Consider the following 24286-nt stretch of genomic DNA (forward strand, 5'->3'; position numbering starts at 1 on the left):
TTACAAGGGCCTTATATTTTATTTTTAAAGTGCGATTTCTAACTGATTGGCGAGTAGTTCTTCAAAGGTCTCTCTTTTTCTGATCAAGTGTGCCTTGCCTTTATAAACCAGTACTTCGGCAGGACGCAAGCGCGAATTATAGTTAGATGCCATGCTAAAGCCATAAGCCCCCGCATTTTTGATCACAATGATATCTCCTTCTGTGACCTCAGTGAGTTTACGATCAGCGCCCAGTGTATCCGTCTCACAGATATAACCCACGATAGAGTACACGCGCTCCGTTCCCGAAGGATTGCTGGCATTGTAGATCTCATGATAAGCATCATACAGCATCGGTCGGATGAGGTGATTCAAACCACTATCTACGCCTACGAAAGTACTCGCTGGAGTAGGCTTTACCACATTAGCTGTAGTTAGCAAATAGCCACACTCACTCACAAGAAACTTCCCTGGTTCAAACCAAAGCTCTAGCTTTTTACCATACTGCGCACAAAATGCTTTAAAAGCACTCGTCACCTTAGTCCCAACATCTTCTATGTCAGTAGTGATATCACCAGCGCGATAGCCCACCTTAAATCCTCCACCAAAGTCGAGGAAATTCAACTCCTTAAACTCCATAGCCGCTTCAAACAAGATCTCAGCTCCCTGCAAAAATACATCTGCATCCAAGATATCAGAACCTGTATGTACATGCAGACCTACTACATGCATATTATGCGCAGCAACTACTTTGAGCACATGCTTCAGCTGTAGGATAGAGATCCCAAACTTAGAATCTATGTGACCCACAGAGATCTTGCTATTCCCTCCCGCCATGATGTGCGGATTGATACGAATGCAGACAGGCACGCTATCTCCGTACACCGTACCAAATCGCTCTAGCATGGGAATATTATCCAGATTGATCATCACGCCTAGCTTCACAGCCTCTTGGATTTCCTCAAAAGACACACAGTTTGGTGTGTAGAGGATCTCCTCAGCCGTGAAACCTGCATGCAGTCCCAGCTTGACCTCTTCTAGAGACACAGCATCTAGCCCAGTTCCAAACTGCTTCATCAGTTTGAGGATATTGACATTAGAGAGTGCCTTGGTCGCATACTTGATCTTCAAATCTACTCCTGAAAAAGCCGACTGAAGTCTCTTGACCTGAGACTGGATTTTCTCTCCATCATATACATAGAGTGGGGAACCATACTCTGCTGCCAATTGGGTAAAAGGAATGCCTTGCAAGGCGTAAACACTGTTTTCCATGCTGATCTATCTTGAATAAGGCCTCAAAGATAAGGCTAAGTGCATAAAAAAAGGAAGGATGTACGAGACAATCCTTCCTTTATCAAAAAATATAAACCAAAACTTACTTGATCACGAGCTTTTTAGTGAGGCTCTTACTACCTCCCTGACTCAGCTGCATGAAATATACCCCTGATTCTAAGGCTGTCACATTGATCGGCTCGTTAAATCTTCCTGTGTTTGTTTGAAGGGTCTTCTCTAGCACGACTATCCCCATCATATTGTATATCTTGATGTCAAGTGGCTTATTTTCAGCCTCCACCTGTAGGGTAAAGTTACCATCATTTGGATTTGGAAAAGTATTGATGTCAGCCACCATCATCGGCTTACCAGCTTTGATACCTGCATTTTCTACCTCTTCTGCAAGTGCACTGGAGATCGAGACATTGGATCCCCAACGGGCAGCACGAAGTGTTCTTGCGTTACCATTGAATCCTTGTACACGCTCTCCGTCTCTAAAAATTTGCACACGAGGAGGTTCTTCAAATATACGCATCACATTTCCTTTGAGGGAATCTAGGTTGATTCCTGCCATGGTCCATTTAGCTCCTTGTAGGCTATCTAATCTCTCCATTTGAAACTCCATCACTTTAAATCTCTCCTGCATTTCAGCTTCTCTTTCTTTCATGATAGCTTGGATTTCTTCATCAGACATATTCCTAAAGTCTATAATATCCTGGCTACCTGGAGTGATGACTCTCACTATTCCATCATCATCTGACCAAATCAAGTTATTTTTTCTGCCAGGCATACTCACAACACCTCTTTTGGGAAGAGTACTGATGATTCCTAATTCTTTTAGCTCTGGATCATTTTCCATCTCCTCTCGAGAATTGTACTCCTTCTCTATGACGGTTTCCTCTCCATTAGCCCCTTTTTTCTTGTACTTAAAGTAAAACTTCTCGTCTTTTCCTTCTTTAGCCTCTTTTACTCTCACCTCCTTTGTGACTTCTTCCTTAACTTCCTTTTCTGCCTTTTCTTGCGCAGTCAAAGTACCGAGACTCAAGCAACACACTCCTAAAAATAGCGTTCCTCCCTTGAGGTAAGCCTTCATTTTGTTGACCGTTGGTTTCATAATTCGCTTATTGTTTTGTGGATGATACAAATGTATATTGAATATCGATAGGCCTAAGTTAAAGGGTAGTTAAACGATGTTAAAAGATGTTAATCACTTAATAGTGTGTGTTTTCCAAGCTAATTTTGTCACATGAGTAAGTTCAATATTCGATTGGTCACCTTCCTGATGAGCGTTGCGCTGCTGGGTTTGATCGGCTTCCAGTATTTCTGGGTAAGCAATGCGATCAAGATCAGTAAGCAGCAGTTTGCACAAGACGTGCAGCAGTCGCTCAATGCCGTAGTTGCCAAACTAGAAGCTAATGAAGCAGGAACTGTAGCCCTTCGTGCCTTGGCGATGGATTCGGCAGAGTTTCTACAGACGATAGAGCCACTTAAATTTCCCAAACTACAGACTAAGCGCCCGAGCGAAAAACTAAAAGTAGAGAGTCCGGGGACTTTTTTCTACTCAGAGTCACTCACTGCGAGCAGTCAGGTCCAATCAACCAATGGTAAAACGCTCTCTGGCAAAGTCAGCACTGGAGAAGTCAACTCTTTTGAAAAAGCCTTAGAAGGCAAAAGACTACAAAGTATAGATGAATTTGATCGCATGCTCCTAGAAGCCAATGAGCTCGCTCGAGTTCAAGGTCTTATGGAAGTACGTCAGCAGGTATTTGAAGTAGAAAGGGATAAAGATGGGACGGTATGGGTGTCTATCAACCTACCCAAAGTACTAGGACCAGCACAGCAGCGTGTGGCGGGAGTTACAGTGCCTCAAGAAAAAAGACCAGAGCAACGACCAACAAGCTACCGTGTCGTAGAGCAGTTTGGGCCTACTGAGCGAATCACCCTTATCGATCAGGAAAAGCTAGTCTCAGAAGCAGATGAAAAGCAAATACAAGATCAGATCACCAAGGCTAATCTGAAAATTGATAACCTCAACAATGCGATCAGAAACCTAGTCAGTGGAGAAAGTGACATCACCAAAAGACTTGATGCGCGGCAAGTCAAAAGCCTACTAGATGATGAACTGAAACAGCGAGGCATAGACCTCCCCTATCAATTTGTCATCCTATCTGAAGACAGTGTACGAGTGGCTGATGTATCAGATGATGAGACCATGCAGGCTGTCATTGCCAGTCCGCTCAAAGCCAAACTTTATCCCAATGACCTGATTAGCAGAAGCAATTTCCTCAGCATTGCCTTTCCATCTGAGGAGTGGTATGCCGTACAAAAAATCTGGCTTCCATTGATCTCCTCATTGATCTTTATCCTGATCATCATGGTTTGCTTTGCCTATGCGATCAAGACCATTCTCAGACAAAAGAAGCTCTCTGAGATGAAAAATGACTTTGTCAATAACATGACGCATGAGTTCAAAACACCAATCGCTACGGTATCTCTCGCAGTAGAAGCACTTCAAGACCCTGAACTCTCCACGCAGACAACCTTCAGAGATCGCTATATCAATATCATCCAAGAAGAAAATAAGCGCCTTGGCAGTCAGGTAGAAAAGGTGCTTCAAATAGCAGCACTGGATAAGCAGGATTTCAAACTCAAGATGGAGACGATCCATGTCAACGATGTCATTGAAAAAGCCATGCAGCATATCTGCTTACAAGTAGAAAAGCGCCATGGATCACTGACCAGTAGACTCGATGCTAAGCGAGATGAAATCACTGCAGATGAACTGCACCTGACAAATATTATTTATAACCTACTGGACAATGCCAACAAATACTCTCCTGAGACTCCTGAGATCAGCATTCAGACTGAGGAAATATCTACAGGTATATTCATCAAAATAAAAGACAAAGGAATCGGTATGAGTAAAGATGCACAGAAAAAGATATTTGAGAAGTTTTACAGAGTACCTACTGGTAACCTTCACGATGTCAAAGGATTTGGCCTAGGACTCACCTATGTCAAAACTATGGTAGAAGCACATGGCGGTACCATAGAAGTCAAAAGCGAGCCTGGCAAAGGCAGCATGTTCAAACTATTTTTTCCCTTTAAGAAATGACACAAAAGCCAAGATTACTAGTAGTAGAGGATGATAACAACCTCGGCCAGATCCTCAAAGAATACTTAGAGATGAAAGGCTTCCAGACCATGCTTTGCAGAGATGGTGAAGAGGGCGCACAAGCTTTTAAGGCGCATGAGTTTGACCTATGCTTGCTAGATGTCATGATGCCTAAAAAAGATGGCATCACGCTAGGGAAAGAAATCCGCAAGGCAGATGAAAACATCCCCTTCATCTTCTTGACTGCTAAAAACATGAAAGAAGACACCCTAGAGGGACTCAAGGCAGGGGCGGATGACTACATCACCAAGCCTTTTAGCATGGAAGAACTGCTCCTTCGTATCAATGCCGTACTCAAAAGAACACTTTCACACACGAAAGCAGATGAACAAAATGTCTTCCAGATAGGCAAGTTTACCTTTCAGTATGACCAACACCTACTCGAGAGTGAAAACAGAGCACTCAAACTCACCCTCAAAGAAGCCGAACTACTCCGCCAGCTTGCCTTACATGTCAACCAACCGATGAGCAGGACTTATGCCCTTAAGAAAATATGGGGAGATGATACTTACTTCAATGCCCGAAGCATGGATGTGTACATCACCAAATTGAGGAAGATTTTAAGAGAAGATGAGCGCGTACAGATCATCACACTACATGGAGAGGGATTTAGACTTGTGGTGACAGATTAATGGATCTTGCCCACCCTGAGTAAAATGGGAAACCTTACCGAATATGTTGGCGCTGTACCCCAAGCTTGAGCTAAAGATGGTGAGATCACATCCACAGGATTATATCCGTGAACTTGCTCGAAGTGCTTTACAGCTGACCAAGTCTTCAGATAGCCCACCAAATGCTCGAAAGTCCAAGACAATACAGACTCAAAAGCTGGAACTGCCAATTCTTTAAAGGGAAAGGGAATGCTTTGGTAATTTTCATCGATATATCTTCGCTCATAGTCCCAATAAGTACCGAGTGTATCCTTATAGAACTTCCCGATCAAAGTATCTAAGGCTGGGCTGATTTTTAAACCGCCATAGCCAACCACTACAAGCAGTGCTGAGGGTTTTGCGACTCTTTTTACCTCTTGATAAAAGAGCTCAAAATCAAACCAGTGAATGGCTTGTGCTACAGTCACCAAATCAAAAATACTGTCAGGGAAATTGGTTTGCTCTGCTGGCTGAAGAGAGTAGGTAATCTTAGAAGAGAGATGCGCATTGGCTAATTGATTGGCACTAATGTCAGTTGCTTCTACCCGATCAAAAAGTCTGGCTAGCTCCACGGCCAGTTGCCCGTTTCCAGTGCCACAGTCCCAAGCCAAGTTTCGATCGATAGGCAGTGTCTTTAGATAATCAAACAAAGCAGTGGGATAGCTCGGTCTCCACTTCGCATAGGCTGCTGACTGATTTGAAAAATTATCTTTCATCTGATCACCTCCACTTGACTACTTGCCCTGGCTTTTGACTTGAAATCCCCGCTGGCAGACTATTTAAAATCTCCGCATACAACAGATCTACTAGCTTACGCTTGAGAAAACTTCTATGAAGTACTAGACTCACCTCTCGTGTCGGTCGCTCTCCTGCAAAACTCCTCAGGCGAGCCTTGTCTCCATCATTGAGCTCAAGGGTAGCCAACTCAGGCAGTAGCGTGATGCCATCATGTTTATCAACTAGTCGCTTCAAGCCCTCCAAAGAGCCACTTTCATATTGGAAGTTGGGAAGTTGCGTCTGTTGTTTATCCTTATTGCATAGGTTCAAAACCTGCTCTCTAAAGCAATGCCCTTGCTGTAGTAGCCATACATCTCCTTTCTCTAAATCCTTGATATGAAGATCTGGCTTATTGAGGAGTGTATGCCCCTTTGACAGGTATGCATAAAACTCTTCATAAAAAATCGGCTTTTCTAAAATGCCTTGTTCGCTCAGTGGCGTCACAACCAATCCTATGTCTAGGTTATCATCCTTTAGGCGTTTCAGGATGTCCTCTGTGACTAGTTCTTCTATTTGTAAGTTGACATTAGGATACTTCTCTAAGAAGCGTTTGATAAACAGCGGCAATAAATAAGGTGCCAAGGTAGGAATGATTCCTAGCTTTAGTACACCAGAGATTTCTCCCTTTTCCTCTGCGATGATATTGGAGATCATCTTCGACTCTTTCACCACCTTTTTGGCTTGTTCGATCAGGCGCTCACCTATAGCTGTGGGGATCACAGGCTGTTTGCTCCGATCAAATATCACCACACCCAGCTCCTCTTCTAGCTTATGAATCTGCGCACTCAAGGTGGGCTGTGTGATAAAACAACTAGCCGCTGCCTTAGCAAAGTGCCGGTGCGTATCTACTGCAATGATGTATTCTAACTGTACGATCGTCATGCCAACAAGAAAATTTTAAACAAATATACGAAAAGAGTTTTCTTTATTTAGATTTGATATAAATAGTCATTAGTTTTGCACTCACTAACTAAACATCAATTAGCTATGTTCAAAAATATCATTAAAACAACTGCATTTGCTGCTACGCTGTTCATGATGGCTTGCGGTGGCAATTCTACTCAAGAGCAAGAGCAAGTGGTCAACCTATACTCACATAGACACTACGAAGCAGATCAGAAGCTTTTCGAAGAGTTTACAAAAGAAACTGGTATCAAAGTCAACGTGGTCAATGCTAGCGCGGATGAACTGATCCAAAAATTAGAGCTTGAAGGTGAAAACTCTCCTGCAGACGTACTCTTCACAGTAGATGCAGGTCGTCTACACAGAGCAGAAGTTAAAGGCCTACTTCAGCCGATCACTTCTGATGTGCTTAATGAAAATATCCCAGCGAACCTTAGGCATCCAGAGGGTCTATGGTTTGGACTGACTTATAGAGCGCGTGTTATCGCTTACTCTAAAGAGCGTGTCGATCCTGCTGACCTATCTACTTATGAGGACCTAGCCAATGAAAGATGGAAAGGTAAAGTACTCGTGAGATCTTCTGAAAACGTCTACAATCAATCTCTTTTAGCATCTATCATCGCAGCTGATGGTGCTGAGGCAGCTACTGCTTGGGCAGAAGGCATGGTAGCCAATATGGCTAGAGCACCAAAAGGTGGAGACAGAGACCAAGTTAAGGCTGTAGCAGGTGGAGAAGGTGACATCGCGATCACTAATACTTACTATGTAGGCATCATGCTCAATGACAGCAATGAAGAAGAAAGAAAAGCTGCTGAAGCAGTAGGCATCTTCTTCCCAAACCAAAATGACAGAGGTACGCACATCAACATCTCAGGCGTAGGTGTAGCTAAGTATGCTCCTAACAAGGAGAATGCAATCAAACTCATCGAGTTCCTTTCTCAAGAAAAAGCACAAAAAGTATTGGCAGAAGAAAACTATGAATACCCTGTCAACGCAAAAGTTTCTATTTCAGAAACAATTGCTGCTTGGGGAGACTTTAAAAAGGATAGCATCAACTTGGCCAAGCTAGGTGAACTTAACAGCGAGGCTGTAGTGACCTTTGACAAGGCTGGTTGGAAATAAGCTAAAACAACCCTTTGGAATTAGTAAAATCTAAATACTACTGGTGGAATAACTGGGCAGGCATGGCTATCATCATACTTTTGGTGATAGCCTTACCTGTTTTTACCATTGTGTGGAAACTATTTGATAGTCCTGGAGAAACTTGGACGCACTTAGTAGACACACTACTTTGGGACTACAGCAAAAACACCCTTTTACTACTTTTAGGCACCGCACTATTCAGTGCGATCATCGGTGTGACAGCCGCATGGTTTATCGCCAATTATGAATTCCCTCTTAGAAAATATTTTGAGTGGTTGCTCATACTACCATTAGCAGTTCCTGCCTACATCATGGCCTATACCTATGCAGGCATGCTCAGTTATACAGGGCCGATTCAGACTTTTTTTAGAAATCAACTGGGCTGGAATACCTCAGGGCCTTTTCTAGACATTATGAACATTCCTGGAGCGATGTTCATATTAGGCATCTCCTTATTCCCATACGTCTATGTGATGGCACGCTCATCATTCATGCAGCAGTCTCGCAACTTACAAGAGGCGAGTTATCTACTCGGCATGGGCTCTTTCAGGACTTTCTTCAAAGTAGCGCTCCCTATGGCCCGACCAGCGATCGCAGGAGGTCTTTCACTTATCGCTATGGAAGTACTTAATGACTATGGTACGGTCAAATACTTCGGGGTAAATACCTTTACTACTGGAATATTCAGGGCTTGGTTTTCTCTTGGTGATGCAGGAGCAGCTATATACTTATCTGCTATATTAACCGTGGTAGTTTTTGCTTTATTATGGTTGGAGACGAAACAGCGCGGTGAGGCAAGCTATACCCAAGGGTCTAATGCCCCTAAGCCTTTTGTAAGAAAGGCACTAATCGGTTGGAAAAAATGGACCGTACTCTCATTTCTCATTTCCTTATTTTTAGTAGCCTTTGGATTTCCAATAGCCCAGATATTGGCTTGGGTTTGGGCGACTTTCCATAAGGTCGTCACAGCTGATTTTATTCAGATCATACTGAGAAGTTTTAGCTTGGCAGTAGGCACAGGGCTTTTCATTGTTTGCTTTGCGATCATCATGCTTTATGCTGTACGACTCACTAAAGTCAAGTGGCTCCAAACAGTCAGCAAATTGGCAGTACTAGGCTATGCTATCCCCGGTGCCGTGATTGCTGTTGGGATATTTATTCCACTTTTACAGCTAGACAATGTCATCATTGATGTGTTTAAAAGTCTCTCCTTTGCCTCTCCTGGCCTGCTCTTTAGCGGCTCGGTTTTCACCTTGATCTTCGCATACATTGTACGTTTCTTAGCAGTAGGTTTTAATCCTATCGATGCTGGCTTTCAAAAAGTGGGAAGACATGTCAATGAAGCTTCAAGACTTCTTGGTTTTTCAGATACCAAAACGCTCTTTAAAATAGACCTTCCACTAATCAGAAATAGTATTTTCAGTGCATTACTACTTGTTTTTGTCGATGTGCTTAAGGAGCTTCCTTTGACCTTGATCCTCCGTCCTTTCAACTTTCAAACACTGGCCACTAAGGCATTTGACATGGCTACCAATGAGATGATCGCAGAGTCTGCCAATGCCTCACTCATCATTATCATGACGGGAATCATCCCAGTAATCTTACTAAATCGCATCATCCGAACTAGAAAAGCGTAAGCTTAGTTATCTTTGCAGCAATTCGTGCACAAATGGCCATACTAGTCTTAGATAAAATCTCCAAGAAATACAGCAACTCAAAGGATTTTGCGATCCGTGAAGTGAGCTTTGAAGTACCACAAGGTGAAATATTGGCCTTGGTGGGAGAAAGCGGCAGTGGTAAAACTACCCTCTTGAGACTTATCGCAGGACTAGAGCACCCTGATGAAGGACAAATCACCCTTGCTGGCTTGACAGTAGCTAAAGGATCTATGTCTATTCCCGCAAACAAACGTAAAGTGGGCATGGTATTCCAAGATTACGCCCTTTTCCCTCACTTGACTGTCTTAGAAAACGTGAAGTTTGGTTTGCAAAAGCTTAGCAGATCTGAAAAAGAAAAGGTCGCACAGGAAACTTTAGAGCTCGTAGGTCTGAAAGAAAATATCGATAAATATCCTCATGAGCTTTCGGGTGGTCAGCAACAAAGAGTGGCTTTGGCTAGAGCACTGGCACCTCGTCCAGACATTATCTTGTTAGATGAGCCATTTAGCAACTTAGACACCCTACTCAAGGATCAAGTACGTGAAGACATTCGTCAAATCATCAAACGATTTGGCATCACGGCAGTATTCGTGACGCATGACACCAAAGATGCTCTCTCTACGGCTGATCGCATTGCTATCCTTCACAAAGGAAGGTTGCAACAAGTCGATATTCCTCGCATCCTATATGAAATCCCCGCCAATGGTTATGTAGCCAACTTCTTTGGTAAGATGAATTTCATGCCCGGCAGACCGACAGACGATGGTTTTTATACGCCTTTTGGATTCTTACAGTGCGAACAAGCCAAAGGAAAAGACCATAAATACCACATTCGCTTTAGACCTGAGCACGCCTTTATCTTAGACAATAGCCCAGATCATCTACAAGGTCAGATAGAGAAAGTGGCTTATCTAGGTGATCATCAGTTGCTACGTGTGCGCTCTATGGATCCAGAGGAAAAACCTGCTTATGTATATGTCAAAACCATTCCAGGTAAGTTTTGGAAAGAAGGTACAGTGATTCAATTTGGACTGAGTAGCTTCCACATGGAGGAAGAACCCTAAGATATTTTAGATTCTGAGCGCCCTTAATTTCGGATAATGAAATATTTAACCTTTTTTGTGAGGATAAATTAAGAGAAGTGTAATTTTTTAGAAAATAAGCATTCCTCAGAAGAAGAAATTGAAAAATCTGAAATTCTATTTTTATATTTAGACACGCTTTGATATCAGCAAAGCTCCATTAACCACATCACCAACATTTAGTATCGTTTGCTTTTGCACACTAAAAAGTGTAACTTAGGTGACTTGGCTCGGATAAAAATCCCTTCTAAGCAGCTGATCAATTGCGTTTTAGTTTAAGTCCGAACAATAATAAAATTTTTAAAGATGTTTGAAATCGTACCTTCTATATGGATCATCAAGGGTAAAGTTATCAGGTTGGTCAAAGGAGACTTCACTACAGAGGAAGTCATCACACACAATCCACTTGAAATAGCGCAGCAGTTTGAAGATCATGGGATCAAAAGACTACACCTGGTGGACTTGGACGGTGCACGTAAGGGTAGTCCTGTCAACTATCATGTGTTAGAAACGATCGCTGGCTATACTAACCTAAAGATTGATTTTACAGGTGGTCTGAGTACTGATGGCGATATCAATAAGGCCTTTGAGTATGGAGCCAAATCCATCACAGTAGCTTCTCAAGCAGCTAAAAATCCTGATCTTTTCGTTTCATGGATCATGTCCTATGGCAGAGAAAAAATCAACTTAGGCGCTGATACCAATTCCAAAGACTACAAGATCAAAATTCGAGGATGGGAAAAGGCTACCAATTTGGATATCTTTGACCATATCGGATACTTCTATGAGCGGGGGCTGAAATATGTCAAGTCTTCTGATATCTCTAGAGATGGTGTCATGGAAGGGCCTAACTTTGAGATGTATGATGCTATCTTGAAGAAATTTCCTGACATCAAACTAGTCGCTAGTGGTGGTGTGAGAAATGTCGATGATATGAAGCGCTTATATGATATGGGACTACACGGTGTGATCTTTGGCAGAGCATTTTATGAAGGCAAGATCAGTCTCACAGACCTAGATCAATTAATCTTACAGACCAATAGTTAAAAATGAAGCCCGGCTGATGATCAGTCGGGCTTTTTTCATACATGAAAGGAAAGTCGATTAGATAGCATCCTCAATATGAATCTCAAACTCAACCTCAATATCAGTGCTTCCACCAGCTTGCTGATAGTTGACGTTATTCCAGTTTTGAGCAGCAGGACTTGCTTTGTCAAGTCTATGTCTTAGAATCACTTCTAACTCTAACTCACCTGTAGCAAAAGTAGAAAGCGTACCTACCAGACCTAGTGGTCTACCATCAGGATCTTGGTCACCATATTGATAATCAATTAAGGCATTGTTTGATGGCAGGAAAAAAAACTGGTGCTCATCTGCTTCATCGATGATCTCTTGGTTGACATTTACACCCTCTAAAAGAAGGTCAATCTCCATTCTGTATTGACTATTTGGTCTTAGCTCAGCGATTGGTCCGCTATGATCACCTGAAGCGATTTGGAAGCTATTTGATCCTCCTGTAGAAGCGTGATCATGTTCCAATTCACCGAAACTCACTACGATCACTTCGTCTGTCTCATTGCCATTCTCGTCTAAAAGTGTAAAAGTGATGTTAGCGGCATCAAACTCCTCATTTTCCAACTCTGGCACTGGATCATCCGCTTCACAAGCTGAGAATACTAATACCGCTGTTAGCGCCAATAAGCCGAGAAAGCTTCTTCTTACATTTTTCATTGTACTGTACATTTAGGTTAAAATTAAAATCTATAAGTTGCTCTTAGCGTGAGATTACGACCAATCTCATGCGCATAATATCTAAATCGATTCATGTAGTCCTTGTAGAGAACATCCGTAGCATTAGTGAGAGAAAGGTTTATGCCTAACTCATTTTTACCAAAGTTTATCGAGGTTCCCGCATGCATATTGATGAGGTAATAAGCACTTGGTGGAGCAGCAAAATCACTTTCAGGCTCATACCTTATTTGCTCCGCGACTAGTACATTTTCAATCTTTAGAAAATTCTTAGATAGCTTACCCATAGTCGGCAGATTGACTTTAAAGCCGTTTTCTATTCTATCTGTAGGTATCCAAGGTAAAAAGCTATCAGTGCTAATATCTCTCGCCCTGATCAAGCTTGCCTTGAGCTCCCACTCGAGTGCTTTAGAAATACGGTATCTACTCAAGAGATCAATCCCAAAAAAGAGCGCGTCAGTTTGCTTATACTCAAATACAGGAAAAGCCCCTCTCAAGAAAAACTGCTCTACCTCTCCGCTTGGCTCTAAGTAAATATAGCTCCCGATGTAGTTAGCATAGCCACTGAGCTCTACAGACCAGTTATCTGTCTGGTAATTTAGGGTGTTGATCCACTTGATGCTCTGCTCACTCTCCAGATCATCAGACCCTCTTTCTATCGCTCCGATACCATGATGTAGTCCATCGCTGTACAGTTCATTTACTGTAGGCGCTCTCCAAGCAGTTCCCAGGTTTGTTCTAAGAGAAAGTTTGTTGTTAGGATACCATATAGCTCCTACGGTACCAGTAAAATTATTGAACTGATGTGTGCCTCCATAAAGCTCTCCTTCACGATTAAATCCTAAGGCATCCAAATTCCTAAAGTCATAGCGCGCACCGATTTCCAACTCATATTTCGTTTTGATCAAACGCTGTATCGCATAAGCTCCCGCTCCTACGTTGTCATAATTCGGGATAAGAGGCGTAACTGCCGTACCAGGAATATTATTGTTGACTTGCAGAAGACCATTAATCCCTACCTGTGTAGAATAGCCAGCGTCTGTATTTTTTTCCCAAAAGAGATCCATTGTCTGTGTAGTCAGGACCATGTCTAAAGATGGAATGTTAGAATTATCCCCTCTTCTGATGTCATACTCTTGACGCTGGTTACGCTGTAAGCCATAGAGAAAGTTTAGCTTACCCCCATTGGCGAGATGCAGGTGTGCTTTTGCCTTGATCAGATCATGATAGACCTGCTGTCTGGGAGCACCGATATCATAACTAAATGAACCCTCAACAAATGGTCTTCCATTTTCTATTCGCTCATTGAAATCTCTCAAACTACCGATGTGTGAGCCCTCAAAAATCCCAAGCTCTGTATCAAAATGACTGTAATAAATCTCTAAACCTTTATTTTGATCCGTATAGCCAAAGGCTGTAGAGAAGTTTAGTTCATTGACTCCTGTATTATTGAGATAGTAATCTGGCGTTTTGATATTACCTGATCGCTTAGCGGTACCTTGCACACGCCATCCCCATCCTGGTAGTTTTTTGATACCACCATTGAGCATTCCTGAAACTACGCCCATTCGGCCATTAGTGGCTCCTACTGCATTGATCTCACCAGATATATTTCCTGTAGTGGGTAGCTTAGGAGGCTCTACGATCACGACTCCACCGATAGCATCTGGCCCAAACCTTACTGCTTCAGCACCTTTCACCACTGTCATCTCTTGAGCTACAAATGGATCTATCTCTGGCGCATGTTCAAAACCCCACTGTTGTCCTTCTTGTCTGATACCATTATTCAATATCAGTACTCTATTGCTATGCATACCATGGATCACAGGTTTTGAAATGGTCGCACCTGTTTGTAACATATTGACTCCAGCGATTCCTTGAAGTGCGGAAGCTAGTGTCCCTCCTTTCGTTCTGTCCAAGTCCTCCTGACGAAGTGTCTGAAGAGTAGTTGTTGACATGATGCGCTCTCGATGCCCATAGACCTCCACATCTTGCAGTTGCAACTCTTCCATCTGTAAAGTAATCGTCTCTGAGATAGAAGTTTTCAAAGCAAAGACTTTATTCACTTCTTTGAAACCCATAGAATGAATTTCTAATGTATAGCTTCCAGCACATAAGTTATTGATAGATACTTGCCCATTATCATCTGTGATAAAGCCCTTCTCTAGTTCATTAACCCAAATGGCAGCCTGTGGTACTGGCATATTAGATCCACTCTCCAACACGCGCACGCGGAGTCTCAAAGAGCAATCCTGAGCCGATACCATAGAGCTCAGCATGAGGAGCAAAAGCAACGATATGTAGTTTAATTTTTTCAAGTGGTGCAAAGATAAAAACAAATGCAACAATATTGCAAATATTATATGAGCGAAAAAAAAGCCTCATGAATGGATCATGAGGCTTATCTATGACGAAGACAGTTTACTCATCGCAAAATGCGCCTGATCTAAACTTATCTAATAAGTACATAATGAAACTAAAGGAAAGTGTAGAAGAGTTAGCTTGTTTCTCAGGCTCTTGGAGCTTAGCCTGATTTTCCTTTTTCTCTTCCTTTTTGATTGCATTGATTTGGTTTTGTACCGGATCTGCAGATCTAGCATTGATCTGTAGTCCTTCTCTCATGTGTAAAACTTGATCCTCAGACAGTGGGGTTACTTCTTTCTTTTTGATCACGCCACCCTCTTCTTGTTCGATGATTTGAGCAGAGCTTTCGAAAACCGTGAAAACAGTACCCACAAAGGCAAATACTATGGCTACAATAGTCTTAGGAGTAAAAAGCTTTTGTAAATTTGAACACATAACCCTTTTTATTTTGCTTATCTAAAACGTTCCCAGCGATTTAAAGTTTGTAAATATATTAAATAAATTAGATACTCCAAGAAATGATCGATATAACTGACTTTCAAAAGGTTGATTTTAGAGTAGGTACCATCTTAAGAGCGGAGGTTTTTGAAGAAGCCAAAAAACCCGCTTATAAACTTTGGATAGACTTAGGCGAGGAGCTAGGAATCAAAAAATCATCTGCTCAGATCACAGATTTGTATAAAATCCAAGAGCTTCCTGGTAAGCAAGTTTTGTGTATAACTAACTTTCCTCCCAAACAAATCGCTAACTTTATATCAGAGGTGCTAGTCACAGGAGTGAACAATAGCCAAGGACATGTGGCTTTGTTTACCACAGACAAGCCAGTGCCGAATGGCCATAAGTTATACTAATTTTTATATGCTAACTCTTGAGGATTTAAGAAAACAAGTGCCAAATGCCCAGCTTCTTGGTGAATCTGGGCTCGTACCGATTGCTTATTTGCTCACAGATACGCGTAAGCTATTAGGAGGCGAAGGAGCGCTCTTTATCGCCCTTGCTGGCCCTAGACATAACGGTCATGACTACATCGAAACTGCCTATGAGAAAGGTGTCAGGCAGTTTATCATCGCGCGTACTCCTAAAAAGATACATGCTGACGCGATTTATTTATTAGTCGACTCTCCTATCGCTGCGCTGCAAACTTTAGCCAAGATGCATCGTGCGCAGTTTGATCTGCCAGTCATCGCTATCACTGGCTCTAATGGCAAAACCATCGTCAAAGAGTGGCTATCTAAACTACTCAGTACTGAAAAAGTAGTAGCCAAAAATCCAAAGAGTTATAATTCTCAAATCGGTGTCCCGCTATCCATTTGGGAAATCAAGCCAAAGCATGAGATAGGAATCTTTGAAGCAGGAATCAGTCAAGTGGATGAAATGAGCAAGCTAGCAGACATCATTCAGCCGACTATTGGCATATTTACCAACCTCGGTTCTGCTCATGATGAAGGATTCCAGAGTCGTCTGCAGAAACTAGAGGAAAAGCTAAAGTTATTCATTCACTGCAAAAGCATAATTGCCTGTGCGGATCAGCCACTCGTCTATGAGGAATTAACTCAAAAATTTGATCAAAGTCAGCTAGTTCTTTGGTCTAGCAAAAAAGGGCATGCCTATCAGATAGATTATGAGAAAACAGGCAAGCGAACAATCATACATGTGCAAGCAGCAGATGAGTACTTTCAGTTTGCCTGCTCCTTCACTGACCATGCCTCCCTTGAAAATATCACTCATGCCATCGTCACAGCCTTACATGTAGGGATTAGTGCCAGTCATATCAGCCAAGAGCTACTTCAGCTAGCCCCACTCTCTATGAGGCTAAGTCTCAAAAGTGGCCAAAAAAATAATCTACTCATAGATGACACCTATAACAATGACTTGGCTGGACTTCAGATTGCGCTCAACTTTCTCAATCAACAGAGCGCACACAAATCCAAAACGCTAATCCTCTCTGACCTACTAGAAGCTGGCATGAATCCATCTGAGCTTTATCAGCAAGTGGCAGAAATGATCAAAGCATCTGGTGTTAGCAAATTATTTCTGGTTGGTCAACAAATCACCTCATATCAGCACTACTTCGATGAAATCCCAACTCAGACTTTTGAGCATACAGAAGGTATACTAGCTAGTGGCTCATTAGATACGCTTCAAAACGAAATTATCTTGGTAAAGGGAGCCAGAGTCTTTACGTTTGAAAAAATCATAGCCTACCTACAAGAAAAGGTGCATGGCACAAGCTTAGAGATTAATCTCAACCATTTGGTTCACAACCTAAATTTTTACAAAAGCAAACTAAAGCCCTCGACCAAAACGATGGTCATGGTCAAAGCCCATGCCTATGGAAGTGGAAGTGAACAAGTAGCTAATTTGCTTCAAAATCAAAGAGTAGACTATCTAGCAGTAGCTTATGCAGATGAAGGTATAGCACTTAGAAAAGCAGGAATCCATCTTCCCATCATGGTACTCAATGTAGACGAAGCGACCTTTGATCTACTGGTCAAATGGGAGCTAGAGCCTGTTATTTACAGTCTGAAAATTTTCAAATCACTCGCTGCTCACCTGAAAGATAGTCCTCTAGGCATACACCTAGATTTAGATACTGGCATGCATAGACTTGGCTTTGAGCCAGCACATATCGAGGAGCTGATAACCTTGATCCATGCTCATCAGCACCTGAATATCAAGTCTATTTATACACACTTAGCTGGTGCAGATGAAGCTAATCTCAATGACTACTCAAAAGAGCAGCTCGATCTCTTCGAATGGATGTCTAGACGTATCTTAGTTGAGCTGCCCTATAGGCCACTATTACACGCCCTCAATTCTGCAGGTATTTTGAGGTTTCCAGATAAGCAATATGATATGGTGCGACTAGGTATTGGACTCTATGGACTAGAAGTCAATGGTATGGCACAGCAGGAATTATTGAGCATCAGCACACTCAAAACCACCATCTCTCAGATAAAGTATCTCAAAAAAGGGCAGAGTGTAGGCTATAGTCGCAAAGGGATGCTTCATCGAGACAGCGTGATTGCCACTATCGCTATTGGTTATGCAGATGGCTTTGACAGAGGATTCAGCAATGGCAAAGCCCTCGTCTCCCTCAATGGACATCTAGTACCTACTGTAGGAAATGTCTGCATGGACATGACCATGATAGACATCACAGGTATTTCAGCTAAAGAAGGAGATGAGGTAATCATTTTTGGTCCTCAAAACTCTCTCAAAGCACTCGCTGATGCTATCGACACCATTCCTTATGAGATACTCACTGGGATCAGTGAGCGGGTCAAGAGAATTTATTTCGAGGAGTAGTGACACATTTTTCGCATCCCTAACGTCTTTTAAACAAATAACCTTCTGACTATGAAACAGCTGAGTATAATTTGTGGTATTTTTTTGCTAATGGCCTTTTCATGTGAAGAGCCAACTTCTTCAAGACCTTCATCAGGCATATATGAAGGTACATTTTATTACATCGCCTCAAATGGTCAGCAGTATAACAATGCAGTAGAAGTTCGCTTATCAGAGTACAGTACTTATTCTTCTAGTGCTGGATCAAATCGTGTCCCTGCTGGTGGTAATGGCCGATACCAATACCTCGAGGGCAATTATATCCTTTTTAGAGATGAAAATATCTGGACAGCTGACTTTGACTGGGGGTTGATTCTCAGTGGTGAATACAGGTATACTTTTGACGGAGAAAATCTAACCCTTGTAAAATCTGGACAAAGTGGTAATACAAACTACCGCTATGAGCTTAGAAAACGATGAATTAAAAAGCCTCATCAAATGCTAAGTACATCGCTGGCTGCGTACCAAAAGCAAGGTCTAATCTAAGGTTGAGTCCTGACTCATTGAGGCGATAACGAAACCCAAAACCTCCTGAGGCATGCCAAGTCGCTTGAGAGAGATTGGAAAAGTTCTCCGAGACACTTCCCAGACCACCAAAGATCTCAAGACCCAAAGCACGATAAAGATTTCTTCTATACGCTACTTGAGTCCCTAAAGCTACAGGATCTCTAAAGCGTCCCTCAAATATCCCTCTCAAATAATCCGCCCCTCCAAGTGCTGGCAGCAACTGAAAAGGAACCTGACCTTGAGTCTGTTCATATTTGATCTGCATGGCCATGTTGGAATTTTGTCCAGTAGGAAAATAATAACGCAGGTCTAACAAATAACGACTAAACGCAAAATCCCCCGAATAATAACTCCAAGAAAACTGATTGAAGAATCCCCTTCTAGGAGAAAAAAGCACCTCTCTATTATCATATCTGACTGAGAGACCTCCTCCATAGATAAGGTAACCCTCCGATCCAGAGATGACTTGGCTAGTCAACCAATCGTCTACAGACTCTTGCCTAACATCAAGCTTTGCTCCTAGATATACGGCAGGCAAAATCGCTCTTTCTAGCTCGCCCCAGCCCTGTATAATTCTACCTGTATAAGGCACCTCATCTCGCTCCCTAGTCTCACTACCAGTACCATAGAAGGAAAAAGGGAAATACTCATAAGAAAATCTTGATTTTAAGTGCCAGCGGTTCTGATCCCACCAAAAGTCTGGCTGCGCAGTGAGGGTCAATTGATTATTTAGGGTATAAAGTACGGTCAAAGGAACTGAGGAGGGACGACTGTAGGCAGCACTATCCAATTGAAATAAGGAGACTGCCCTCGCTCCAAAACCCAAAGAGGTCTCTGGTGAATAATAGACTACTGGGAGAATCGTCCAAGACCCAACAGTCAACCCATCGATCACTCTATCCGCTAAGTCAAACCCTCTGTCAACAAGTTTTATGGCGGGACTCTTCTGTTGAGCATGGCTTCCTGTCCATATTCCAACAGAAAATAGCAACAAAAATATGGTGTCCTTACTCTTCCACACGAGCTGATATCCCTATTTTGACTGCATCGGCTAAGACAAGTTTCTGCAAACTCTTGATCTCATAGCCCGTCAGTATGGCTTGATTTTCTATCTGAGCAAAATAGAGTTTAACCTCCGAAACAGAACTTAAAAATTGATTTTCGTCTACATTTTTAATGGCAATAGAGTCAGGTTGATCTCCTCCATTGTAATAGAGAATCATTTCCTGTACCCCTGGTTCGCTGTCTTTTCTATCATAACGAACTACGCTCATGTCTCCCTCTACAGCGTCAGTAGTCTCAAAAGCATCTAGCATGGAAGGCTTGTTGATATCATACTTTTCGAACAAAGCGAGCTCTTTTGCCCAAGCTGCGCTATCAGGACGAATGCTAGTTTGCTCCTCAAGGTCCTTGAAGCTTCCTTTTTTATTCAGCTGCCTCCCTTCAAGTAGTGCCGGTTGCGCTTTCAATACTCCTAGCAAATCGTAGTATTTGTTTATCCGCTCCTTAACCTCTTCTCCTCCTTGATTGACACAGGCACTCATCGAGATAGTCAATAGCGATAAGAGCAAATAGATATATTTTTTCATCCTGATTTTACTTAAGATATGAGTATGTCTCCTGTCATCTCAGCTGGCTTAGAGACTCCCATCAGCTGTAAAATAGTTGGTGCCAAATCTCCAAGCTTACCATCCTTCAAGGCAAACTTCTGCTTATCATCTACTAAGATAAAAGGCACTAAGTTGGTCGTATGAGCAGTATTGGGTGTACCATCCTCATTGATCATACAGTCCGAGTTGCCATGATCAGCAATGACTATCGTTGTGTAGCCATGCTTTTTAGCTTCTTCTATGACTTGACCTGCACATTGATCCACTGTCTCACAGGCTTTTACTGCCGCTTCGAAAACTCCTGTATGCCCAACCATGTCTGGATTGGCAAAGTTTAAGCAGACAAAATCAACTTCTCCCTTTCTGATCTCAGGAATTATTTTTTTGGTGATCTCAAAAGCACTCATTTCTGGGTGTAAGTCATAAGTAGCCACTTTTGGAGATGGACACATTAAGCGCTTCTCTCCTTCAAAAGCTTCCTCTCTACCTCCTGAGAAAAAGAAAGTCACATGAGGATATTTCTCTGTCTCAGCAATCCTGATTTGTTGCTTACCTGCTTTGCTGAGCACCTCTCCTAGTGTGTTTTGTAGATTATCCTTTTCAAAAATCACCTTGACATCTTTAAATGTCTCGTCATAACTAGTAAAAGTGATGTAATGTAATGGCAATTTTTTCATCCCAAAGTCAGGAAAGTCTTTTTGCGTCAGCACTTGGGTGATTTCACGACCTCTATCTGTACGGAAATTAAAGCAGATGACAACATCATCTGGCTTGATAGTAGCGAGTGGCTTTCCATCTTTACCGATCTTAATGATTGGCCTGATAAACTCATCTGTCACTTCATTGGCATAGGACTTCTGTATGCTGTCAAATACATTTTTAGAGCGCTCTCCCTCACCATTGACCATGGCCTCGTAGGCTAACTTAACACGCTCCCAGCGATTGTCTCTGTCCATCGCATAGTACCTGCCTATCACACTAGCGATCTGACCTGTAGTCTGCTGTAAGTGTTGGTCTAAGTCTTGCAAATACTTAAGGCCTCCTCTTGGGTCTGTATCTCGTCCGTCAGTGAAAGCATGGATAAAAACATCAGATAAATCATATGCCTTGGCGATATCGCAAAGTCCTTTGAGATGATTTATATGTGCGTGAACCCCTCCATCTGAGACAAGCCCCATGAAGTGTACTGCTTTTTGATTTGCTTTGGCGTAAGTAAATGCCTCTCTGATCACAGGATGATCAACTAGTTCTTTCTCCTCTATGGCTTTATTGATTTTGACGAGATCTTGATATACTACTCTTCCCGCACCGATATTCATATGACCTACTTCAGAGTTGCCCATTTGACCATCTGGTAAACCTACTGCTAAGCCCGAAGCAGATAGTCTAGCGTGTGGGTAATTTTCATACAATTGATCTATGTAGGGAGTCTTGGCTTTATCTACCGCTGAGACTGCTGGATTGGTTGCTATACCCCAGCCATCTAATATCATCAAAATTACTTTTTTATTCATAGCACAAATATACGGATTCGTCATCAGCTACTCTAATTGAGCTCAAATTTTGAGCTTAAGAGCTTTTGAATTATTTTGGCACTGTTTTAGAGGATTTTGTAACAGGGAAAAAAGGATATTTAGAAAATTTAATAATGAGTACGTTCACTAAAATAGTGCCCATAGTATTGGTTCTGTGTATAGGTCTAGCGCAGTCCTCTCATGCACAGTCTCAACGCCAACTTGATGATGTCAAACTTGCTATGAAAGCTGGTTCGTCTAAAGAGTTGGTTAAGTTTTTTAGTGACATGATCGAGATCAATATTTCTGGAAGTCAAGCAGACTACAGTAAAAACCAAGCCGAATTTGTCATTAGAGACTTTTTTAAAAAAAACACCCCTGTTGATTTTGAAGTAATCCACAAAGGCGAATCAAAGGATGGACTCCGCTATGCTATCGCTACCTACAAAAGCGACTCTGGCAATTTTCGCGTATTGATTAGAGGCAAACTAGTCGAGAATGAGTTTAAAATTTATAACTTAGATTTCACTAAGGAATAAAGCATAATCTCAACTCTGTGAAGGAATATCTCAAACCCGAATACATCGAAGCATTTATCAAATCTGCCCTCCAAGAAGACATCGGAGATGGTGATCATTCTACACTTGCTTCCGTACCTGCAGAAGCGATGAATAGAGCCCATTTGATCATCAAAGACGAAGGCATCATTGCTGGTCTAGCACTTGCTGAGCAGATATTTAAAACATTCGACCCTACGCTAGAAGTCCAGATCCTACTCCAAGATGGCGATAAAGTCAAAAAAGGAGACATTGGCATGACTGTGAAAGGAAAAGCGAGATCTATACTCACTACAGAGAGGCTCGTGCTAAACTGCCTCCAAAGAATGAGTGGCATCGCTACGCATACAAACCGTCTCGTACAACTCATCAAAGGCACCAAAACACAGCTTCTAGATACTCGCAAAACAACCCCTAATTTTAGGATAGCTGAGAAGTGGGCCGTCAGTATAGGTGGAGGGTCAAACCATCGATTTGCGCTGTATGACATGATCATGCTCAAAGACAATCACATAGACTATGCAGGGGGTATAGCCGCAGCGATGAGTGCTACCAAAAAATATCTAGCCAATACTGGCAAAAACCTGAAAATAGAAGTAGAAACGAGAACCTTAGAAGAAGTTCGAGAGGCTGTTCAGGTAGGTGGGATGGATTTCATCATGCTGGACAATATGTCTCCTGATACCATGCGTGAAGCCCTCAAAATCATCGATGGCAAATATCTAACAGAGGCTTCAGGCGGCATCACAGAAGCCACGCTTCAAGCAGTAGCAGCTTGTGGTGTGGACTACATTTCTGTTGGTGCTTTGACTCATCAAGTCAATAGCCTCGATATGAGCTTGAAAGCCTACTAACACCAAATCATCCTATTTATTATTGTCTAAAACATTACATCGTAATCGAGCGTTTAGTGCTTACAGTTTTTAAACTAAGCCTAAATGAATGTTTTAGTAGCAGATAGAGATGAGGCATGTGCTTTTGAGCTCAACTATGTTGGCCAACAGATCAACCCTGATTTTAGGGTAGTCAAAGTGGTCAGTAAAGTAGCTGAAGCTGTCCAGTTTCTAGACAGTAATCCAGAACTCGATCTGTTCATCTGCAATTTAGACTTAAAAGATGGTTCTGGATTCGAAGTATTTAAGGAGAGCAATACTATGGTGCCAGTTATTTTCACCAATAACGATCAAGTAAATGCCTTCCAAGCATTCAAATTTCCAAGCATAGACTATCTCGTCAAGCCTATTCAAAAACAAGACCTCGACCGCTCCCTCAAAAAGTACGAGCTACTGACCAAGAGGCCTCTTTCTACTAAAGATTCCGAACCGTGCTATAAAAAGCGTTTTTTAGTAAAACTAGGGGAGCAATATACCTTCAAAACTCCAGATGAAACCGCATATTTCTATGCAGATGGTGGGCTTGTCTATCTAGTCGAAATCACTTCTGGCAGGAAGTTCTTAGTAGATTACAAGTTAGAGGAATTAGAAAGCACACTACTAGATCCCAATTTATTTTTTAGAATCAATAGAAGCATCATCGTACAAATAGATGCCATACTAGTCGTGAAAAAATATGTGAATAGCCGACTCAGAATAATCTTAAAAACGGAGGCAGAAAAAGACCTCATCGTAGGGAGAGAGAAAGTAAACGCCTTCAAAGATTGGCTTAATGGCTGATATGCTCAGTTGATTTGTCTTTTGGATTTTGATAAAAATCTACCATACGATCTCTCAGTTTGAAAAAACGAACAAACCCCAGTACAAAAGTCCAGGCACTCGCCACAAAACAAACAATACCAATCCATTTGACATTTTCGAATCCTTCTATCTGTATCAGTGCTAATCCTCCCACAAGTAAGTAAAGTGCAGTCCTGATGTATGAAAGCAATGTACGCTCATTAGCCAGTCTGGTGCGCTCAAGGGCCAAATAGTCCCTCAAGATAATTTCATCCTTATTGGTAAAGTGAGGCCTGATATTGAAAATGCGCTTGATATTCATCAT

At 42.1% G+C, this 24286-nt stretch carries 23 protein-coding genes; 12 read left to right on the forward strand and 11 right to left on the reverse strand.

What is annotated here, in order from left to right; genetic code table 11:
• Positions 1-24 precede the first annotated feature (24 nt).
• Complete coding sequence (gene lysA, locus I5349_RS04890) at positions 25-1251, reverse strand: diaminopimelate decarboxylase (RefSeq protein ID WP_226389623.1); 1227 nt, start codon at positions 1249-1251, stop codon at positions 25-27.
• Between the two features lie 103 nt (positions 1252-1354).
• On the reverse strand, positions 1355-2365 hold the full coding sequence (locus I5349_RS04895; RefSeq protein ID WP_226389624.1) for a T9SS type A sorting domain-containing protein: 1011 nt from the start codon (positions 2363-2365) through the stop codon (positions 1355-1357).
• Between the two features lie 132 nt (positions 2366-2497).
• Between I5349_RS04895 and I5349_RS04900 the strand changes: the two genes are divergently transcribed.
• On the forward strand, positions 2498-4366 hold the full coding sequence (locus I5349_RS04900; RefSeq protein ID WP_226389625.1) for a sensor histidine kinase: 1869 nt from the start codon (positions 2498-2500) through the stop codon (positions 4364-4366).
• Positions 4363-5058: a response regulator transcription factor gene (locus tag I5349_RS04905; RefSeq protein WP_226389626.1), complete on the forward strand. Its 696-nt coding sequence runs from the start codon at positions 4363-4365 to the stop codon at positions 5056-5058. The genes I5349_RS04900 and I5349_RS04905 overlap by 4 nt, the downstream gene beginning before the upstream one ends.
• Here I5349_RS04905 and I5349_RS04910 read toward each other — a convergent pair.
• A complete protein-coding gene (locus I5349_RS04910; RefSeq protein ID WP_226389627.1) occupies positions 5055-5792 on the reverse strand; it encodes a class I SAM-dependent methyltransferase in 738 nt (245 codons plus the stop codon). The two genes, I5349_RS04905 and I5349_RS04910, sit on opposite strands and share 4 nt — an antisense overlap.
• Before the next feature lie 4 nt (positions 5793-5796).
• Positions 5797-6735, reverse strand: coding sequence for a hydrogen peroxide-inducible genes activator (locus I5349_RS04915; protein WP_226389628.1), 939 nt, complete (start codon positions 6733-6735; stop codon positions 5797-5799).
• Between the two features lie 105 nt (positions 6736-6840).
• Between I5349_RS04915 and I5349_RS04920 the strand changes: the two genes are divergently transcribed.
• The 4 genes from I5349_RS04920 (at position 6841) to I5349_RS04935 (ending at position 11686) form a co-directional block, all read left to right on the forward strand.
• Complete coding sequence (locus tag I5349_RS04920; RefSeq protein WP_226389629.1) at positions 6841-7878, forward strand: Fe(3+) ABC transporter substrate-binding protein; 1038 nt, start codon at positions 6841-6843, stop codon at positions 7876-7878.
• Positions 7879-7892: 14 nt separating this feature from the next.
• Positions 7893-9536: an ABC transporter permease gene (locus I5349_RS04925; protein WP_226389630.1), complete on the forward strand. Its 1644-nt coding sequence runs from the start codon at positions 7893-7895 to the stop codon at positions 9534-9536.
• 32 nt (positions 9537-9568) lie between these two features.
• Positions 9569-10621 carry an ABC transporter ATP-binding protein gene (locus I5349_RS04930; RefSeq protein WP_226389631.1) on the forward strand — a complete coding sequence of 351 codons (1053 nt, stop codon included), beginning with the start codon at positions 9569-9571 and terminating at the stop codon, positions 10619-10621.
• 324 nt (positions 10622-10945) lie between these two features.
• Positions 10946-11686: a 1-(5-phosphoribosyl)-5-[(5-phosphoribosylamino)methylideneamino]imidazole-4-carboxamide isomerase gene (locus I5349_RS04935; protein ID WP_226389632.1), complete on the forward strand. Its 741-nt coding sequence runs from the start codon at positions 10946-10948 to the stop codon at positions 11684-11686.
• Between the two features lie 57 nt (positions 11687-11743).
• Here I5349_RS04935 and I5349_RS04940 read toward each other — a convergent pair whose 3' ends face one another.
• From I5349_RS04940 to I5349_RS04950, 3 genes are all read right to left on the reverse strand, one after another.
• Entirely contained in the window at positions 11744-12370 is a 627-nt protein-coding gene (locus I5349_RS04940) for a hypothetical protein (RefSeq protein WP_226389633.1), read from the reverse strand.
• A gap of 23 nt (positions 12371-12393) precedes the next feature.
• Positions 12394-14706, reverse strand: a complete 2313-nt coding sequence (locus I5349_RS04945; RefSeq protein ID WP_226389634.1) for a TonB-dependent receptor — start codon at positions 14704-14706, stop codon at positions 12394-12396.
• Positions 14707-14809: 103 nt separating this feature from the next.
• A complete protein-coding gene (locus I5349_RS04950; RefSeq protein ID WP_226389635.1) occupies positions 14810-15187 on the reverse strand; it encodes a Rel homology DNA-binding domain-containing protein in 378 nt (125 codons plus the stop codon).
• An 83-nt stretch (positions 15188-15270) separates the two neighbouring features.
• Here I5349_RS04950 and I5349_RS04955 point away from each other — a divergent pair, with 83 nt between their 5' ends.
• From I5349_RS04955 to I5349_RS04965, 3 genes are read left to right on the forward strand one after another with little or no spacing between them, the layout of a single operon-like run.
• Entirely contained in the window at positions 15271-15603 is a 333-nt protein-coding gene (locus I5349_RS04955) for a tRNA-binding protein (RefSeq protein ID WP_226389636.1), read from the forward strand.
• A gap of 7 nt (positions 15604-15610) precedes the next feature.
• The gene (locus I5349_RS04960) at positions 15611-18061 is read left to right on the forward strand and encodes a bifunctional UDP-N-acetylmuramoyl-tripeptide:D-alanyl-D-alanine ligase/alanine racemase (RefSeq protein ID WP_226389637.1); all 2451 of its coding nucleotides are present in this window, start codon (positions 15611-15613) and stop codon (positions 18059-18061) included.
• 51 nt (positions 18062-18112) lie between these two features.
• Positions 18113-18520, forward strand: coding sequence for a hypothetical protein (locus I5349_RS04965; protein ID WP_226389638.1), 408 nt, complete (start codon positions 18113-18115; stop codon positions 18518-18520).
• A gap of 1 nt (position 18521) precedes the next feature.
• Here I5349_RS04965 and I5349_RS04970 read toward each other — a convergent pair whose 3' ends face one another.
• Genes I5349_RS04970 through gpmI form a run of 3 tightly spaced genes read right to left on the reverse strand, consistent with a single transcriptional unit; the run spans position 18522 to position 21731 of the window.
• Positions 18522-19628, reverse strand: coding sequence for a BamA/TamA family outer membrane protein (locus I5349_RS04970; RefSeq protein WP_226389639.1), 1107 nt, complete (start codon positions 19626-19628; stop codon positions 18522-18524).
• Positions 19615-20196, reverse strand: coding sequence for a hypothetical protein (locus I5349_RS04975; RefSeq protein WP_226389640.1), 582 nt, complete (start codon positions 20194-20196; stop codon positions 19615-19617). The genes I5349_RS04970 and I5349_RS04975 overlap by 14 nt, the downstream gene beginning before the upstream one ends.
• An 11-nt stretch (positions 20197-20207) precedes the next feature.
• Positions 20208-21731: a 2,3-bisphosphoglycerate-independent phosphoglycerate mutase gene (gene gpmI, locus I5349_RS04980; RefSeq protein WP_226389641.1), complete on the reverse strand. Its 1524-nt coding sequence runs from the start codon at positions 21729-21731 to the stop codon at positions 20208-20210.
• A 134-nt stretch (positions 21732-21865) separates the two neighbouring features.
• On the opposite strand from gpmI, the gene I5349_RS04985 reads away from it, so the two are divergent.
• The 3 genes from I5349_RS04985 (at position 21866) to I5349_RS04995 (ending at position 23961) form a co-directional block, all read left to right on the forward strand.
• Positions 21866-22270: a DUF4783 domain-containing protein gene (locus I5349_RS04985; RefSeq protein ID WP_226389642.1), complete on the forward strand. Its 405-nt coding sequence runs from the start codon at positions 21866-21868 to the stop codon at positions 22268-22270.
• A 17-nt stretch (positions 22271-22287) separates the two neighbouring features.
• Entirely contained in the window at positions 22288-23142 is an 855-nt protein-coding gene (gene nadC, locus I5349_RS04990) for a carboxylating nicotinate-nucleotide diphosphorylase (protein ID WP_226389643.1), read from the forward strand.
• 84 nt (positions 23143-23226) lie between these two features.
• Positions 23227-23961, forward strand: coding sequence for a LytR/AlgR family response regulator transcription factor (locus tag I5349_RS04995; RefSeq protein WP_226389644.1), 735 nt, complete (start codon positions 23227-23229; stop codon positions 23959-23961).
• On the opposite strand, the gene I5349_RS05000 is transcribed toward I5349_RS04995, so the two are convergent.
• On the reverse strand, positions 23951-24286 hold the full coding sequence (locus tag I5349_RS05000; RefSeq protein ID WP_226389645.1) for a DUF202 domain-containing protein: 336 nt from the start codon (positions 24284-24286) through the stop codon (positions 23951-23953). The two genes, I5349_RS04995 and I5349_RS05000, sit on opposite strands and share 11 nt — an antisense overlap.

The sequence above is a fragment of the Penaeicola halotolerans genome, from assembly GCF_016464625.1.
In the GTDB taxonomy this organism is placed as follows: domain Bacteria; phylum Bacteroidota; class Bacteroidia; order Cytophagales; family Cyclobacteriaceae; genus Penaeicola; species Penaeicola halotolerans.

Bases quoted from the DNA above. Each gene is read 5' to 3' on its own strand.
- I5349_RS04910 (WP_226389627.1), bottom strand. From the start codon at position 5,792: ATGAAAGATAATTTTTCAAATCAGTCAGCAGCCTATGCGAAGTGGAGA.
- I5349_RS05000 (WP_226389645.1), bottom strand. From the start codon at position 24,286: ATGATGAATATCAAGCGCATTTTCAATATCAGGCCTCACTTTACCAAT.
- I5349_RS04915 (WP_226389628.1), bottom strand. From the start codon at position 6,735: ATGACGATCGTACAGTTAGAATACATCATTGCAGTAGATACGCACCGG.
- I5349_RS04895 (WP_226389624.1), bottom strand. From the start codon at position 2,365: ATGAAACCAACGGTCAACAAAATGAAGGCTTACCTCAAGGGAGGAACG.
- gpmI (WP_226389641.1), bottom strand. From the start codon at position 21,731: ATGAATAAAAAAGTAATTTTGATGATATTAGATGGCTGGGGTATAGCA.
- lysA (WP_226389623.1), bottom strand. From the start codon at position 1,251: ATGGAAAACAGTGTTTACGCCTTGCAAGGCATTCCTTTTACCCAATTG.
- I5349_RS04955 (WP_226389636.1), top strand. From the start codon at position 15,271: ATGATCGATATAACTGACTTTCAAAAGGTTGATTTTAGAGTAGGTACC.
- I5349_RS04940 (WP_226389633.1), bottom strand. From the start codon at position 12,370: ATGAAAAATGTAAGAAGAAGCTTTCTCGGCTTATTGGCGCTAACAGCG.
- I5349_RS04985 (WP_226389642.1), top strand. From the start codon at position 21,866: ATGAGTACGTTCACTAAAATAGTGCCCATAGTATTGGTTCTGTGTATA.
- I5349_RS04995 (WP_226389644.1), top strand. From the start codon at position 23,227: ATGAATGTTTTAGTAGCAGATAGAGATGAGGCATGTGCTTTTGAGCTC.
- I5349_RS04920 (WP_226389629.1), top strand. From the start codon at position 6,841: ATGTTCAAAAATATCATTAAAACAACTGCATTTGCTGCTACGCTGTTC.
- I5349_RS04950 (WP_226389635.1), bottom strand. From the start codon at position 15,187: ATGTGTTCAAATTTACAAAAGCTTTTTACTCCTAAGACTATTGTAGCC.
- I5349_RS04905 (WP_226389626.1), top strand. From the start codon at position 4,363: ATGACACAAAAGCCAAGATTACTAGTAGTAGAGGATGATAACAACCTC.
- I5349_RS04930 (WP_226389631.1), top strand. From the start codon at position 9,569: ATGGCCATACTAGTCTTAGATAAAATCTCCAAGAAATACAGCAACTCA.
- I5349_RS04975 (WP_226389640.1), bottom strand. From the start codon at position 20,196: ATGAAAAAATATATCTATTTGCTCTTATCGCTATTGACTATCTCGATG.
- I5349_RS04960 (WP_226389637.1), top strand. From the start codon at position 15,611: ATGCTAACTCTTGAGGATTTAAGAAAACAAGTGCCAAATGCCCAGCTT.
- I5349_RS04935 (WP_226389632.1), top strand. From the start codon at position 10,946: ATGTTTGAAATCGTACCTTCTATATGGATCATCAAGGGTAAAGTTATC.
- I5349_RS04900 (WP_226389625.1), top strand. From the start codon at position 2,498: ATGAGTAAGTTCAATATTCGATTGGTCACCTTCCTGATGAGCGTTGCG.
- I5349_RS04965 (WP_226389638.1), top strand. From the start codon at position 18,113: ATGAAACAGCTGAGTATAATTTGTGGTATTTTTTTGCTAATGGCCTTT.